This is a genomic window from Streptomyces sp. NPDC012769, from assembly GCF_042901205.1.
Taxonomy (GTDB): domain Bacteria; phylum Actinomycetota; class Actinomycetes; order Streptomycetales; family Streptomycetaceae; genus Streptomyces.
The window spans coordinates 731,097-745,926 of sequence record NZ_JBIBCP010000001.1 but is presented as its reverse complement, the minus strand read 5'-3'; the positions used below and the strand labels follow the sequence as shown (position 1 = coordinate 745,926).

The 14,830-nt window shown below is 72.4% G+C and carries 13 protein-coding genes; 7 read left to right on the top strand and 6 right to left on the bottom strand.

Features of this window, described 5'->3' with window-relative positions:
• Positions 1 to 103: 103 nt before the first annotated feature.
• Positions 104 to 658, top strand: coding sequence for a cupin domain-containing protein (locus ACFY7C_RS03460; protein ID WP_389643031.1), 555 nt, complete (start codon positions 104 to 106; stop codon positions 656 to 658).
• Positions 655 to 1,059, top strand: coding sequence for a VOC family protein (locus ACFY7C_RS03455; RefSeq protein ID WP_389643029.1), 405 nt, complete (start codon positions 655 to 657; stop codon positions 1,057 to 1,059). Before ACFY7C_RS03460 ends, ACFY7C_RS03455 begins: the two co-directional genes overlap by 4 nt.
• Positions 1,060 to 1,207: 148 nt before the next feature.
• Here the strand turns inward: ACFY7C_RS03455 and ACFY7C_RS03450 are convergent, their stop codons facing one another.
• The 3 genes from ACFY7C_RS03450 to ACFY7C_RS03440 form a co-directional block, all read right to left on the bottom strand.
• Positions 1,208 to 1,843: a DUF305 domain-containing protein gene (locus ACFY7C_RS03450; protein ID WP_389643026.1), complete on the bottom strand. Its 636-nt coding sequence runs from the start codon at positions 1,841 to 1,843 to the stop codon at positions 1,208 to 1,210.
• A gap of 84 nt (positions 1,844 to 1,927) precedes the next feature.
• Positions 1,928 to 2,446 carry a hypothetical protein gene (locus ACFY7C_RS03445; RefSeq protein WP_389645933.1) on the bottom strand — a complete coding sequence of 173 codons (519 nt, stop codon included), beginning with the start codon at positions 2,444 to 2,446 and terminating at the stop codon, positions 1,928 to 1,930.
• 55 nt (positions 2,447 to 2,501) lie between these two features.
• Positions 2,502 to 2,849, bottom strand: coding sequence for a tetratricopeptide repeat protein (locus ACFY7C_RS03440; protein ID WP_389643023.1), 348 nt, complete (start codon positions 2,847 to 2,849; stop codon positions 2,502 to 2,504).
• Between the two features lie 130 nt (positions 2,850 to 2,979).
• Between ACFY7C_RS03440 and ACFY7C_RS03435 the strand changes: the two genes are divergently transcribed.
• Positions 2,980 to 3,945, top strand: coding sequence for a pirin family protein (locus ACFY7C_RS03435; RefSeq protein ID WP_389643020.1), 966 nt, complete (start codon positions 2,980 to 2,982; stop codon positions 3,943 to 3,945).
• A 117-nt stretch (positions 3,946 to 4,062) separates the two neighbouring features.
• On the opposite strand, the gene ACFY7C_RS03430 is transcribed toward ACFY7C_RS03435, so the two are convergent.
• Entirely contained in the window at positions 4,063 to 5,448 is a 1,386-nt protein-coding gene (locus ACFY7C_RS03430; RefSeq protein ID WP_389643017.1) for a GH1 family beta-glucosidase, read from the bottom strand.
• A 221-nt stretch (positions 5,449 to 5,669) separates the two neighbouring features.
• Between ACFY7C_RS03430 and ACFY7C_RS03425 the strand changes: the two genes are divergently transcribed.
• From ACFY7C_RS03425 to ACFY7C_RS03410, 4 genes are all read left to right on the top strand, one after another.
• Positions 5,670 to 6,650: an ROK family protein gene (locus ACFY7C_RS03425; protein WP_389643014.1), complete on the top strand. Its 981-nt coding sequence runs from the start codon at positions 5,670 to 5,672 to the stop codon at positions 6,648 to 6,650.
• A gap of 20 nt (positions 6,651 to 6,670) precedes the next feature.
• A complete protein-coding gene (manA, locus tag ACFY7C_RS03420; protein ID WP_389643011.1) occupies positions 6,671 to 7,909 on the top strand; it encodes a mannose-6-phosphate isomerase, class I in 1,239 nt (412 codons plus the stop codon).
• A gap of 305 nt (positions 7,910 to 8,214) precedes the next feature.
• On the top strand, positions 8,215 to 9,840 hold the full coding sequence (locus tag ACFY7C_RS03415) for a cellulase family glycosylhydrolase (protein ID WP_389643009.1): 1,626 nt from the start codon (positions 8,215 to 8,217) through the stop codon (positions 9,838 to 9,840).
• A gap of 113 nt (positions 9,841 to 9,953) precedes the next feature.
• Positions 9,954 to 10,934, top strand: coding sequence for an acetylxylan esterase (locus ACFY7C_RS03410; RefSeq protein WP_389643006.1), 981 nt, complete (start codon positions 9,954 to 9,956; stop codon positions 10,932 to 10,934).
• 193 nt (positions 10,935 to 11,127) lie between these two features.
• Here ACFY7C_RS03410 and ACFY7C_RS03405 read toward each other — a convergent pair whose 3' ends face one another.
• Positions 11,128 to 12,168, bottom strand: a complete 1,041-nt coding sequence (locus tag ACFY7C_RS03405; protein ID WP_389643004.1) for a LacI family DNA-binding transcriptional regulator — start codon at positions 12,166 to 12,168, stop codon at positions 11,128 to 11,130.
• A complete protein-coding gene (locus tag ACFY7C_RS03400; RefSeq protein WP_389643001.1) occupies positions 12,165 to 14,582 on the bottom strand; it encodes a glycoside hydrolase family 2 protein in 2,418 nt (805 codons plus the stop codon). The genes ACFY7C_RS03405 and ACFY7C_RS03400 overlap by 4 nt, the downstream gene beginning before the upstream one ends.
• Between the last annotated feature and the right edge of the window lie 248 nt (positions 14,583 to 14,830).

Below are 14,830 nucleotides of genomic sequence, written 5' to 3'. Positions count from 1 at the left end.
GGGGCGGGGCGGGGCCCGTGGCGGGGCGGGGGTGGGGCGGGGCGCGTGACGGGTCGTGAAAAGGAGTCGTGGGCCCGGGTTTCAAGATCGTAAACTCGGCCGCATGACCGAACAGACGAGCGCCGAGGCCACCGGCGGGTCCGCCCCGCAGCCCCTCGCCGCCACCCCCGCCGCCCCCTTCGCGCCCGTCCTCACCCGCCACACCGAGGCCGAGACCTGTGCGGACCCGAGCAGCGTCATGAGGCTCCTCGCGGACTCGCATCAGACCGCCGACGGCTTCACCAGCTACCGCTCCACCTTCGCCGAGGGTGCCGTGGGTGCGCCCGCGCACTTCCACACCAAGGCGACCGAACTCTTCTTCGTCATCAGCGGCTCCCTCCAGGTCCTGGTCGGCGAGGAGCTCACCGTCCTGAACGCGGGCGACTTCCTCGCCGTACCGCCGCACACCCCGCACGCCTTCGCCGCCGCTCCCGGCTGCGAGGCCGACGTCCTCTTCGTCTTCACCCCCGGCATGGGCCGCTTCGACTATCTGCGGCTGCTCGGCCGCGTCATGCGCGGCGAGGCGGACGTCAAGGAGATCGCCGAATCGGCCGAGCGCTACGACAACCACTACGTCGACAGCCCGGTCTGGCGCGCCGCCCTGGAGGCCTCCGCGTGATCGACGCCACCACCCACATCCGGGTGGCCCGGCCCTCGCGGGACCTCGCCGCGGCCGAACGCTTCTACGTCGACGGCCTCGGCCTCGCCGTCCTGTGGCGCACCACGGACCCCGCCCCCGGCAAGCACGAGCTGCTCATGGTGGGGCCGGCGGGTGGCGGCTGGCACTTCGAACTGACCCGGGACCCGGCCGCCGAGCGGCCGATCGAGCCGTCCCCGACCGTCGACGACCTGTTCGTCGTCTACCTCGGGCGACCGGTCGACGAGGCCCTGGTCGACCGACTGCTCGCCGCGGGCGGCACCCGGGTCCCCGCGCACAACCCCTACTGGGACACGTACGGGGTCACCGTCGCCGATCCGGACGGCTATCGCCTGGTCCTCTGTTCCCGCTCCTGGGGGTAGACCGGCCCGTCCCGCCGGGCGAACTCCCGTCCGGGGGTTCGCCCGACGTCACCCGCTCCGGCCGGCGAATCGGCCGGAGCGGGTCGAAGCGGAGGCGGAACAGGGGCGGAACAGGGACGGAGCCGGGTCCGCCCCCGGCCGCGGGCGGTCAGAGCCGCTTCAGGATCTTCTTCAGCTGCGCGATCTCGGCGGCCTGCGTCCGGACCACATCGTCGGCGGCCTTCTTCGCGGCGGCGTCACTGCCGTCCTTCTGCTCCGTCTTCGCCATCTCCACCGCGCCCTCGTGGTGCGCGATCATCAGCTCGGCGAACTTGCGGTCGAACTCCTGGCCCTTCGCGGCGGCGAGGTCCGCCATGTCGGTGTCGGACACCATCCCGGCCATGCCGTGGCCGCCGTGGCCGGCGGACTCGGGCTTGCCCCAGGCCTTCAGCCAGGACTTCATCTTCTGGATCTCGGGGTCCTGGGCCCTCTCGATCTCACCGACGAGCTTCTTGATCTCCGGGTCCTCGGCGCGGCCGTCGGCGAGCTTCGCCATCTCCAGGGCCTGCTCGTGGTGGGGGATCATCATCTGCGCGAACATCACGTCCGCGTCGTTGAATGCCCCGGTGCTGGAGCTGGAGCTGGAGCTGGAGCTGGAGCTGGCGGTCGCGGAGGGCGTGGCGCCGCCGTGGTCCATGCCGTTCGTGGAGCCGTCGGAGCCGCAGGCGGAGAGCAGGAGTCCGGCGGCGGCGACGGCGCCGACCAGCGCGAACCCGCGGGCGGCGGGGTTGTGGATGGCACGCATGCGTGTACACCTCGTGTGCTGTCGTTCTGGAATCGGTCGAATGCGTCTGCGGGCAGCGCGAGGTGCCCGCGGAGGCGGGACGGCCTAGATCCGCAGGACGGACAGCTGTGCGAGGTCGGGCGGCCTGGGCGGCGGGGCGTTCGGGCCGAGGGCGGGCAGCAGCCGCGCGAGGAGCTCGTCGACCCGCGCGGAACGCCGGCCGAGGGCGGCGGCCCGGACGAGCGCGGCGATGAGCCAGACGCCGAGGACGGCCACGCAGAGCGTGGTCATGTCCATCCCGGTGCCATCGGAGCCGTGGGACGACGACCGATGCGGGGAGGACTGGTGCGGGGAGGACTGGTGCGAGGCCGGTCCCTCGGCGGCCGCCCCGTACGAGGCCGCCTCGTGTGCGGCCGACCGGTGTGAGGCCGACCCGTCCGAGGCGCCGACGTGATGGTTCGGGGCGGAGGCGTCACTGACGACGGCGTCCTCGCCCGACGGGCCCGAGCCCTGTGGGTGCCCCGTCGAGTGCATCATGAACACGCCGAGGGCGAGCACGACGACGAGCAGCAGGTGCGCGAAGGCACCCGCCGCTCGTGTACGTCCGTGTCGCTCTCGTTCCATGGGCACGGGCCGACCCTATCGGATACCCCCGGCCGGTACCCACGCCGAGTGGGTCCTACGCGACCGTGTCGCCGACCATCGCGGCGGCGAGCCGCAGGTGCGGAGCCGCCTCCTCGGGCCGGCCCTGCCGCTCCAGGGTGCGGCCGAGCATCAGCCGGGCGTAGTGCTCGACGGGGTCGCGCTCCAGGACGGTGCGGAGCTCCTCCTCGGCCCGGGCGAGCTGGGCGGAGTGGTAGTACGCGCGGGCGAGCAGCAGCCGCTGGGCCGTCTGGTCCGGGTGCTCGGCCACCAGGCCGCGCAGGATGCGGGCGGCCGTCAGGTACTCCTTCGCCTCGAAGAACAGCTGCGCGCGGCTCCACCGGTCGGCCGCCGTGCCGAACTCGTAGTACGTGTCCTCGCTCACCGTTCGCTCTCTCTCGGTCGTCGGTCCGAAGTTCCGAAGCCGTCAACCGGACGGGGTCGTTGAATATTCCACCAATATTGTGACGCGGGTCCGCCCCGCGCGACGGCCGGACAGGAATAGGTTGAGCGGCATGAGCAATCTTGATCGCCAGGCCACGCTCCAGGTCTGCGGTGGCCGGGGCTTCGTCGTCGCCGAACCGGTACGAGAACTCCTCAGCCCCCGCCACGTCCAGCTCGGCGAATCGACCGAGGTGCGCCGTCTGCTCCCCAACCTCGGCCGCCGTATGGTCGGGGCCTGGGCCTTCGTCGACCACTACGGACCCGACGACATCGCCGACGAACCCGGCATGCAGGTCCCGCCCCACCCGCACATGGGCCTCCAGACCGTCAGCTGGCTGCACGAGGGCGAGGTGCTGCACCGCGACTCGACCGGCAGCCTGCAGACCGTCCGCCCGCGCGAACTGGGCCTGATGACCTCCGGCCGGGCCATCTCCCACTCCGAGGAGAGCCCCCGCTCCCACGCCCGCTACCTCCACGGGGCCCAGCTGTGGGTGGCACTCCCCGACGCCCACCGCCACGTCGAACCGCACTTCCAGCACCACGCCGAACTCCCGCAGGTCACGGCGCCCGGCCTGACCGCCACGGTCATCCTCGGCGGACTCGACGGCGCGGTCTCCCCTGGCACCGCCTACACCCCCCTCACCGGCGCCGACCTCGCCCTGACCGCCGGCACCGAGACCCGCCTCCCGCTGGACCCCGACTTCGAGTACGCGGTCCTCGCCATGTCCGGCGAGGCCCACGTCGACGACGTCCCCGTGCTCCCCGGCTCCATGCTCTACCTCGGCTGCGGCCGCACCGAACTCCCCCTGCGGGCCGCCTCCGACGCGGGCCTGCTGCTCCTGGGCGGCGAGCCCTTCGAGGAGGAGATCGTCATGTGGTGGAACTTCGTGGGCCGCACGGACGAGGAGATCCGCCAGGCCCGCGAGGACTGGATGACGTCCGACCGCTTCGGCGAGGTGAAGGGCTACGACGGCGCCCGCCTCCCCGCCCCGGAGGTCCCGGCGACGCAGCTGAAGGCCCGGGGCCGCGTGCGCTGACGCCGGTCCGGGAATGGTCCGGATCTTGGTGTGATCGGTTACCGGGAGCGGTGGACCCGAGTGCGGTGGGTTGGGGGGGCGATCGGGAGCGGGGCGGAGTCGACCTGATCGGGCACCTCATGGTCTGTTCCCCCTCCCGGCGAGCAGCGATCGGTACCAGTGGTAGGACGCCTTGGGGGTGCGTCGCCCGGTCGGGAAGTCGACGTGGACCAGCCCGAAGCGCCTGCTGTACCCGTACGCCCACTCGAAGTTGTCCAGGAGGGACCAGACGCTGTACCCGCGCACGTCCACGCCCTCCGCCAGTGCCTCGGCGACCGCGTGGAGGTGGCCGTCCAGGTAGGCGACGCGGTCGGTGTCGTGCACGCTGCCGTCGGGGGCGGGGGAGTCGTGTTCGGCGGAGCCGTTCTCGGTGATGTGGACCGGCGGAAGGTCCGTGCCGTAGCGGTCGCGGAGCGAGACGAGGAGCTTCCGGAGGGCACCGGGGACGACGGGCCAGCCCATGGCGGTGTGACGGACGCCGGGGACGGGGACGGCCTCGAAGCGGTTGTCCGTCGCGGTGCGGCGGGCGGGGTCGGGCTCGCGCCAGGGGGCGGCCCGCACCGTGGACGGCGTGTAGTAGTTGATGCCCAGGAAGTCCATCGGGGCCGATATGAGGGCGAGGTCGCCTTCGCGGCGGAAGTCCTGGCGCTCGATCAGCTCGCCCCAGGTGTCCGCTTCGGCGGCGGCGTAACACCCCTTGAGCAGGGGGTCGGTCCACATCAGATTGCGCTGCGTCTCGGCGCGCAGGGCGGCGGCGAAATCCCCGGCCGCATGGGTGGCCGGGGAGATGTGGTCGAGGTTGAGCGCGATGCCCGCCTCCTGGACACCGACGGCGCGCAGCGCCTCCATCGCCAGGCCGTGGCCGACCAGCAGATGGTGGGCCGCGGCCAGCGCCGGCGTACCCTCGCACGCTCCGGGGGCGTGCTCGCCGTCGGCGTAGCCCAGGAAGGCGCTGCACCACGGCTCGTTGAGGGTGATCCAGCGGGGGACACGGTCCTTGAGCCGCGACACGACCAGTTCCGTGTACTCCGCGAACCGCTGGGCGGTGTCGCGCGAGCGCCATCCGCCGAGGTCTTCCAGCGGCTGGGGGAGGTCCCAGTGGTAGAGCGTCACGACCGGTGTGACACCGGCGTCCAGCAGGTCGTCGACCAGGCGCTCGTAGAAGCCGAGCCCTCGCGGGTTCACCGGGCCTTCGCCGGACGGCTGGATCCGCGGCCAGGCGACGGAGAAGCGGTACGTGTCCACTCCGAGGCCGGCGAGCAGGGCGACGTCTTCCCGGTGTCGGCGGTAGTGGTCGCAGGCGGTGTCGCCGCTGCCGCCGTCCAGGACGGCGCCGCCGCGCTGGGTGAAGGTGTCCCAGATCGACGGTCCCCGGCCGTCCTCCTCCGTCGCGCCCTCGATCTGGTACGCGGAGGTGGCCGTGCCGAACTCGAAGTCGGACGGAAAGGCCGTGGAGTCGGTCATGACAGAGGGCGTCCTTCGATCGGGAGACATGAAATCGGCTGCGGGAAAGCAGAGCCGAGCATGAGGTGATTCAGCGGTTTTCGTCCAGGGCTCGTAGGTGAAATGGGCTCGGTTTTACTAAACAGGGACTTAACTGAACCAGTTAACTGGACAACGTTGTCATTCTGCACCCAGAGTGTGGTGCACCTTTCCCTGTCCGCGCTTACGGAAGGCTCGACGCGATGATGTACGGAGCACTCGACATCGGGGGTACGAAGATCGCCGGCGCTTTGGTCGACGGCGAGGGCCGGCTGGTCGTCCGGTCCCAGCGGGCCACCCCAGCCCAAGGCTCCGCGTCAGAGCTCATGGCCGAGGTGTCCGCCGTCATGGAGGAACTGTCCGCCCATCCCGAGTGGGCAGCACTCTCCTGTCTGGGCATCGGCAGCGCGGGGCCCGTCGACACCGTCGCGGGCACGGTCAGCCCGGTCAACATCCCGGCCTGGCGCTCCTTTCCGCTCGTGGACCGTGTGCGGGGGCACCCGCGGTTGCCGTCCGGAATCCGGCCCGTCCTCGTGGGCGACGCCGTGGCGATGGCCGCGGCCGAGCACTGGGCGGGAGCCGCGAGGGGGGTGGGCAACGCGCTCTGCATGGTCGTCTCCACCGGCGTGGGTGGTGGGCTGATCCTCAACGGCGCTCTCCACGCGGGCCGCTCGGGAAACGCGGGCCACATCGGCCACATCACCGTGGAGCAGGACGGCCCCCTCTGCCCCTGCGGCGCACGCGGCTGCGTCGAGCGCTTCGCCAGCGGCACCGCCATCGCCGCCCATGCCCTGGAGGCCGGGTGGACCCCACCGCCCGGCGTCGCCCCGACGGCCGCCGAGGTCGCGAACGCGGCCCGGGCGGGCGACCCGAGGGCCCGCGCCGCCTTCGACCGGGCGGGTCGTGCCCTGGCCGCGGGCATCGCGGCCACGACGGCGCTGGTCGAACTCGACCTCGTGGTCGTGGGCGGTGGTGTCGCGCAGTCCGGCGAGACGCTCTTCGGTCCGCTCCGCCGCCACCTCGCCGACTACGCGGTCCTGGATTTCACCCGCGACGTCCCGGTGGTGCCGGCGGCGCTCGCGCTCGACGCCGGACTGATCGGGGCGGCCGCGGTCGCCGCCGCTTCGGCCGGACCGTCCCGCGCGGGTGCCGGTGCCGCCGGCAGCCGTGCACCTCGTCCTTGACCCATCCGGAAAGAGAGCTCGTGGACCTCCTCTCCAACACCGTCCAGCCCTACGCCTGGGGCTCCCGCACCGCGATTCCGAGCCTCATGGGAACGCCGCCCACCGGCGAGCCCCAGGCGGAGTTGTGGATGGGGGCCCATCCCACCGCGCCGTCCCGCGTCGACCGCGGGCACGGGTCGCTGCCCCTGGACCGGGTGATCGGCTCGGACCCGGCGACGGAACTCGGTGCGCCCACACTGCGCCGGTTCGGGCCCAGGCTTCCGTTCCTGCTGAAGCTGCTCGCCGCCGACGCCCCCCTCTCCTTGCAGGTCCACCCCGATTCCGCCGGGGCCGAAGCGGGCTTCGCGCTGGAGAACGCCCTCGGAGTGCCCCTGGACGCTCCGCACCGCACCTACCGGGATTCCCACCACAAGCCCGAGACGATCGTCGCCCTCACTTCCTTCCGGGGACTGTGCGGTTTCCGAAGCCCCCCGCAGTGCGCCGACCTCCTGGACGCCCTTGCCGTACCCGCCCTTCGTCCCCATGTCGAGGTACTGCGGACCCGGCCGGAGGAGACCGCCCTCGCGGAGGTCTTCACCGCCTTCCTCAGCCCGCCCGAAGGGCTTCTCGGCGCCGTCACCGAAGCCGTCACGACAGCCGTCGCGCACGCAGGACCGCACCAGAAGGACTTCCTCTGCTACGCGGAGGTCGCCCGGGCACACCCGGGCGACCCGGGGCTGCTGGCCGCCCTGATGCTCCGCCGCGTCGAACTGCGTCCGGGGGAGTCCCTGTTCCTCGGCGCCGGCGTCCCGCACGCGTACCTCTCCGGCCTTGGTGTGGAGATCATGGCGAACTCCGACAACGTCCTGCGCTGCGGACTGACGTCCAAACACGTCGACGCGGCCGAGTTGCTGCGCGTGGTCCGTTTCACCGCCCTCCCCGGCCGCGTCCTCACGCCCAGGGCACAGGCGGGCGAAGAGATCTATCCCATCCCCGTCGACGACTTCCGGCTGTCGCGGTTCCGGCTCAGCGGCGCGGAGCGGCCGCGCCCGCTTCCCGCGGGGGCGCCGCAGATCCTCCTGTGCGTGGAGGGAGCGGCACGGGTGACCTCGGCCGCGACGGGGGACACCTTGCGGATCGGGCCGGGGCGTTCCCTCTACGTCCCCGCGGCCGAGGCGGTCTCCCTCGCGGGAGGGGGAGTCGTCTTCCGCGCCACAGTCGGAATCGAGGCCGCGTCCGGCGTGACGCCCGTTCCCCACGAGGATGCAAAGAATACTTAACCGGTTATGTTCGGCCTATTGTTTTCCGGACTCCTTCGCCTCTAGCCTCATCCTCGGTCGCCGGGCGTATCGCGAATCCGCCACGCCACCGCCGGGCGGGGGCCATCACCCCGTCGGTCGGCGCACTTCCTCCCCTGCTCGGTGAGAGTCGCAGGAACACCGAGCAGCGGTAATCCACCGGCCCACCTCCGCGTCTTCGACGCGTAGCTCCGCAGGGCCGGCAGCACCGCACCCTCCATGTCAGGCAAGCCCGCACGCCACGGCACCGCACCCCGGCATGCGCGCGACCGAGTTGGGAGCACCACATGAACAGGACACTGACCACTGCGGCAGGAGCGCTGCTCGCCCTCGCCGCCGCGACGACCACCGCGCCCGCCGCGGCCCACGCGGCCGACACCGCCACCACCGGCTTTCACGTCACCGACGGCCGGCTCCTCGACGCCAACGGCCAGGACTTCGTCTTCCGCGGAGTCAACCACGCCCACGCCTGGTACCCCGGCAGGACCGGTCAGGCCCTCGCCGACCTCAAGGCGCTCGGGGCCAACTCGGCCCGGATCGTGCTCAGCACGGGCGACCGGTGGACGAAGAACGGCGCCGCCGACGTCGCGAACGTCGTCACCCAGTGCAAGGCCAACAAGCTGGTCTGCGTCCTCGAGGCCCACGACACCACCGGCTACGGCGAACAGAGCGGAGCCGTGGCCCTCGCCAAGGCGGTCGACTACTGGCTGGAGGTCGCCGGCGCGGTCAAGGGCCAGGAGAAGTACGTCGTCCTCAACCTCGGCAACGAGCCGCACGGCAACACCGGCTACAGCGCCTGGACCGAGGACACCAAGAACGCCGTGACCCGGCTGCGCGCCGCCGGTTTCCACCACACCCTCATGGCGGACGCCCCCAACTGGGGCCAGGACTGGTCGAACACCATGCGGGACAACGCAACCGCCGTATTCGCCGCCGACCCGGAACGCAACACCGTCTTCTCCCTCCACATGTACGGCGTCTACGACACCGCCGCCGAGGTCCAGGCGTACCTGAACAGCTTCGTCAGCCGGAAACTCCCGCTGGTGGTCGGCGAGTTCGGCGACGACCACTCGGACGGCAACCCGGACGAGGACGCCATCATGGCCACTGCCCGGCAGCTGAACCTCGGCTACCTGGGCTGGTCGTGGAGCGGCAACGGCGGGGGAGTGGAATACCTCGACCTCGCCACCGACTTCGACGCGAGCCGGCTCACGCCCTGGGGGCAGCGCCTGTTCAACGGCGCCGACGGCATCCGGCAGACCTCGCGCGAGGCGAGCGTCTACGGCGGGACCGGCGGCGACACCCGGCCGCCGACCGCCCCCGGCGTTCCCACCGCGACCGAGGTGACCGCCACCGGGGCCCGGCTGACCTGGGCCGCCGCCACCGACGACACCGGCGTCACCGGCTACGACGTCGTCCGCGTCAACGGCTCGGCGGAGACCCCCGTCACCACCACGACGGGCACGAGCGCCACGCTCACCGGTCTGACGCCCTCCACGACCTACACCTTCGCCGTGTACGCCCGCGACGCCGCCGGCAACCGCTCCCCGCGCTCCGTCACCCTCGGCCTCACCACCGCGGCGGGGCCGTCCACCGGAAGCTGCACCGTCGGCTACCGGCTGCAGGACTGGGGCACCGGCTTCAACGCCGACGTCACCATCCGCAACACCGGCACCCAGGCCGTCAAGGGCTGGCGGCTCGACTTCGCCTTCCCGGGCGGCCAGACCGTGACCTCCGCCTGGAACGCCAAGGTCGCCCAGGAGGGCGACCAGGTGCACGCCACGCACGAGTCCTGGACCGAGACCATCCCGGCCGGCGGCAGCGTGAGCTTCGGCCTGAGCGCCTCGTCCACCGGCGGCAACGCCGTCCCCGCCACCTTCACCCTCAACGGCACCACCTGCGGCAAGAGCTGACCCGCCCCCCCGGGCCCCGTCCGCCGTGACGGGGCACGCACCCCACCCGACACGACCGGCCGCGCCGCCCCGACGGGCAGAGCGCGGCCGGTCCCCTCCGTGAGGAGCCTCCCGTGCCGTACACCGACCTTCCGCCGGACCACCCGGCCGCCCGGACCGCCGGCCTCCCGGAGGAGCCGGCGGACTTCGACGCCTTCTGGGACGAGACCCTGCGGACGGCTCGGGAGGCCGGGAGCGATCCGGTCGTCCGGCCGGTGTCCGACTCGCCCCTCACCACGCTCGACGCCTACGACGTGAGGTTCGCCGGCTGGGCCGGCCAGCCCGTCGCGGCGTGGCTCCTCGTCCCTTCCGAGGCAGAGGAACCCCTGCCGACGGTGATCACGTACATCGGCTACAGCGGAGGCCGGGGGCGGGTCGTCGACCATCTCCTGTACGCGTCCGCCGGATACGCCCACCTCGTCGTCGACAGCCGGGGCCAGGGCCACGACACCCCCGATCCGCACCCGGACGGAGGCACCCACTGGGTGCACGGGTTCATGACCCGGGGCGTCGAGTCGCCGCACGCCCACTACTACCGGCGCCTCGTCACCGACTGCGTCCGGGCGGTCGACGCCGCACGCACGATCCCCCACGTCGACCCGCGGCGGATCGTGGTCCAGGGCGCCAGCCAGGGAGGCGGCCTCGCACTGGCCGTCGCCGGTCTCACCGGCGACCGCATCGCGGGCGCCCTGCCCGACGTGCCGTTCCTCTGCCACATCCGGCGCGGCGCCGAGACGGCCACCGAGGGCCCGTACACCGAACTCGTCGACTACCTCCGCCACCACGACCCCTACGCGACGGAACGGGTCTTCACCACCCTCGGGCACTTCGACGGCGTGCACTTCGCCCGCCGGGCCACGGCCCCCGCGCTGTTCAGCGCCGGTCTGATGGATCCCGTCTGCCCGCCCTCCACCGTCCTCGCGGCCTTCGGCGCGTACGCGGGGGAGAAGGACATCAGGGAATGGTCCTTCGGTGACCACGCCGGAGGCAGGGGCGCCACCGCCGTCGAGCACCTGCGCTGGCTGCGGGCGCACCCGCGCCTGCGAGCCTCCTGAGACGGCCGCGTGCTGGGCGTTCCGGTGAACCGCCGGCCCGGAAGTGCCAGGGGCGCGGCGCACCGAAGGTTCCGCTGCCGGAGCCCGGGCGGCTCGCGAACGAGCCGACTCCGCGGAGCCGGCGGCCGGGGGGGCGTTCCCAGGGCCGTCGGGACGCGAGGCCGTACCTCCCCGCTGGAGGTACGGCCTCTCGTCATGCGCCTTTGCGCGTACGGGGCGGGCCCGTGGAACCCCGGGGGGTCAGCGACGGCGTCGACACCTGGAGCGCCTCGCTCCGGGTGCCTTCGATCACTTCGAACAGGGCACCCGCGACCTCCTCGCCGAAGCGGTGCACGTCATGGCTCATCGCCGACAGCGGCGGATGCGTGAGCCGGCACAGCTGCGAGTCGTCCCAGGCCAGCAACGACACGTCGTCCGGCACCACGAGACCCATCTCGGCCGCCACGGCGGCCCCCGCGACGGCCATGATGTCGTTGTCGTACACGATCGCCGTCGGGCGGTCCCGCGTCAGCAGCAGCCCGCGAGTCGCCCGGGCGCCCTCCTCGCCGGCGAATCCGGTCGACACCTGGCGGCGCCCGTCGAGACCGAGCTCGGCCATCGTGGTCTCGAACGCCCGCGCGCGGATGGCGCTGTGCCCGAGCCCCGCCGGCCCGCCCACGCGGGCGATGCGCCGGTGGCCGAGCGCCGCCAGGTACCGCACCGCGTCCGCGGCCGCCGTGGCGTCGTCCGTCCACACCGAGGGGAACCCGCCGGTGAGCGACGGGTGCCCGACGGCGACCGCGGGCAGCCCCAGCGCCCGCAGCGGCGGGATCCGGGGATCCTCCCGGTGGAAGTCGACCAGGATCGCCCCGCCGATCGTCTTGCTCCGCCACCACTCCTCGTACAGGGCCACCTCCTCGTCGAGGTCCCGCACCAGACGGAGCAGCAGGGAACACGAACGCTCCGTCAGCACGCTCTCGATGCCGGAGATGAACTCCATGTAGAAGGGCTCCAGGCCGAGCAGCCGGGCCGGGCGGCAGATCGCCAGACCTACGATGCCCGCGCGTCGGCCGGACAGGCTCCGCGCGGTCTGGTGCGGGGTCCAGCCCAGCTCCCGGGCGACCTCGAAGATCCGCTCCCGGGTCGCCCGCGACACCCCCGGGCGGTCGTTGAACGCCATGGAGACGGCGCCCTTCGACACGCCGGCCCGCTTGGCGACGTCGTTGATGGTCACCCGGGACGTGCCGGTGCTCACGCCGGGGCCACGCTGAACAGGGCCGCGCGGACCCGCTCGACGCCGTCGAGGTCCCGGAAGCCGCTCACCCGGATCCTCGCTTCTTCGCCGGGGAGCAGCGTGAGCAGGCCCCGGTCGGCACTCGCCGCCGGACCGAGCCGGTCGGCCTGGAGGAGGAGGTCCCTCACCAGCGTCCGCGCCGTCACCACCACGTCGACGGCCGTGTCCTCACCGGGGGCCGCCTCCAGCCGGACGTCGTAACGGGCGGGCGGGTAGGCGAACTCCCGGTCGGGCACCGGGAAGTGCACCGCACGCAGCCCGTCGGCGTCGGCGACGAGGAACTCCTCGGGGGAGCCGGGGGCGGGCAGCAGTTCCGCCGGGAGCGCCGGCCGGACGACCGAGCGTGGCGCGGCCTCGACCTCGATTGCGCACTCCGCCAGGACGGTGCCGGCCACGTCGAACCGCCGCAGGACGACCTGGGCATGCCAGGAAGCACCCGACTGGTTGTCGACGGCGAGCACCGGCCCGTCCTCGGTCGGCAGCAGCGTCAGCAGCCGGTCCGCGTACACCCGGCGCAGTTCGTGGTACAGCGGCTTGAGCCGGCCGTCGCCATCGATCGCCGCCCACGAGCTCACCGGCCAGCAGTCGTTGAGCTGCCACACCACCGTGCCGGCGCACACCGGCCAGTGGGCCCTCCAGTGTTCGATGCCCGCCGCCACGGCCCGCGCCTGCACCACCTGCGCCAGGTAGTGCCAGCGGTCGAAGTCGGCCTCGGGGAACGGGAAGTGCCGGGCGATGCCCCGGTCCAGTTTGCCGTTGCCGTCCTCGGCCTTCTGGTGGTGGAGCATGCCGGGCGAGTCCGGGGCGAGCCGCTCGCCGGGCAGGGCGCGGTGCAGCGTCGCGAGGGCGGGGGGCGCCTGCCAGCCGAACTCGGCGACGAAGCGGGGGACGCTCGCGCGGTACTCGGCGTAGTCCTGGCGGTTCCACACCTCCCAGGAGTGGTGGGTCCCGTGGCGGGGGTCGTTGGGATGGTGGTCCCAGGAGCCGGACCACGGGCTGCCCGCCGTGTACGGGCGCGTCGGGTCCAGCTCGGCGACGACGCGCGGGAGCACGCCGAGGTAGTACCCCTCACCCCAGGAGTCGCCCGCGAGCGGCCCCTCCCAGTCCCAGTCGCGGAAGCCCCAGAGGTTCTCGTTGTTGCCGTTCCAGAGGACCAGGCTGGGGTGTGCCATCAGGCGGACAACGTTGTCACGCGCTTCTGTCTCGACCTCGCCGCGCAGCGGCTGTTCCTCGGGGTAGGCGGCGCAGGCGAACAGGAAGTCCTGCCACACCATGAGCCCGAGTTCGTCGCAGACGTCGTAGAAGGCGTCGTCCTCGTAGATGCCCCCGCCCCAGACGCGCACCAGGTCCACGTTGGCCTCTGCGGCCTGACGGAGCCGGGCCCGGTAGCGCTCCGGCGTCATCCGGGAGGGCAGCACGTCGTCCGGGATCCAGTTGACCCCGCGTGCGAAGATCCGGACGCCGTTGACGACGAAGGTGCAGCCGGTTCCGTGCGCGTCGGAGGACCGGTCGAGCTCGACGGTACGGAAGCCGATCCGGCGCCGCCAGGCATCGAGGGATCCTTCCTCCTCGTCGAGCAGGGTCACTTCGAGCTCGTAAAGGGGCTGGTCGCCGTAGCCGCGCGGCCACCACAGCCGCGGCGCGGGCACCTCGAGACGCAGCACCGCCTGGTCTCCGGTGAAGGAGACCCGGCCCTCGGCCTCCGTCTCCTCCCCCCGGACGGTGGCCCGGACGGTCAGCGGTCGGCCGGTGCCGCGTTCCGTGCGCTCGGCCCGGAGCCGGAGCTCGAGGTGACCGGTCGCGCCGTCGACCGTGACGAGCGGGCGGACTTCGGCGAGCCGGGCGGTCGACCAGTGCTCCAGGCGCGCCGGGCGCCAGATGCCCGCCGTCACGACGGTGGGGCCCCAGTCCCAGCCGAAGCTGCACGCCATCTTGCGGACGTACTGGAAGGGCTCGGGGTAGACGTTGGGCCGTTCCCCGGTGAGTGCGCGGACCCGGTCCGCCTCTTCGTACGCCGAGCCGAAGCGCACCTCCAGGTGTCCCGTGCGGCCGGTGACGTCGAAGCGGTGGGCGCGGTGCATGTTGCGGGTCGTGCCGAGGGTGTTGCCGGCCAGGACGATCTCCGCGGCCGTGTCCAGTCCGTCGAAGACCAGCTCCGTGCGCTCGTGCGCGCTGTCGTGGGTCAACTCCGTGACATAGGACCATCCTTGCCTGCCGACCCACGCGATCTCGGTTTCGTTCCGGCCGATGAAGGGGTCGGGTATGACCTGCGCGGCGAGCAGGTCGGTGTGGACGCAGCCGGGGACGCGGGCCGGGAGCAGTGCGCCCTCGTGGCACAGGCTCCAGCCCTCGCTCAGCTGGGTGACGTCCTTCATGTGTGCGGCTCCAATCGCCTGACTGCGGCGGGATGCGTATACGACCCGGACAACCTAGCCGCCCGCAAACCGGCTGTCCATGAACCGGTAAAGCTGAGTTCAGTGACGTTTCGTGCGCAGAAAGGTGCCAACTGGGGCGGGAATCCCCATCGGTGTGGCCTTCCGATAACGATTGGGCATCGCGCGGGAATCGTGAGCTTTACCGGTTCACATGGTCCTGTCATAGTGCCGACATCCCACTTTGACCT

What these genes read in the sequence shown, in the direction of transcription:
- ACFY7C_RS03460 (WP_389643031.1), top strand. Translation starts at nt 104, where the DNA reads ATGACCGAACAGACGAGCGCCGAGGCCACCGGCGGGTCCGCCCCGCAG.
- ACFY7C_RS03450 (WP_389643026.1), bottom strand. Translation starts at nt 1,843, where the DNA reads ATGCGTGCCATCCACAACCCCGCCGCCCGCGGGTTCGCGCTGGTCGGC.
- ACFY7C_RS03445 (WP_389645933.1), bottom strand. Translation starts at nt 2,446, where the DNA reads ATGGAACGAGAGCGACACGGACGTACACGAGCGGCGGGTGCCTTCGCG.
- ACFY7C_RS03435 (WP_389643020.1), top strand. Translation starts at nt 2,980, where the DNA reads ATGAGCAATCTTGATCGCCAGGCCACGCTCCAGGTCTGCGGTGGCCGG.
- ACFY7C_RS03430 (WP_389643017.1), bottom strand. Translation starts at nt 5,448, where the DNA reads ATGACCGACTCCACGGCCTTTCCGTCCGACTTCGAGTTCGGCACGGCC.
- ACFY7C_RS03425 (WP_389643014.1), top strand. Translation starts at nt 5,670, where the DNA reads ATGATGTACGGAGCACTCGACATCGGGGGTACGAAGATCGCCGGCGCT.
- ACFY7C_RS03415 (WP_389643009.1), top strand. Translation starts at nt 8,215, where the DNA reads ATGAACAGGACACTGACCACTGCGGCAGGAGCGCTGCTCGCCCTCGCC.
- ACFY7C_RS03400 (WP_389643001.1), bottom strand. Translation starts at nt 14,582, where the DNA reads ATGAAGGACGTCACCCAGCTGAGCGAGGGCTGGAGCCTGTGCCACGAG.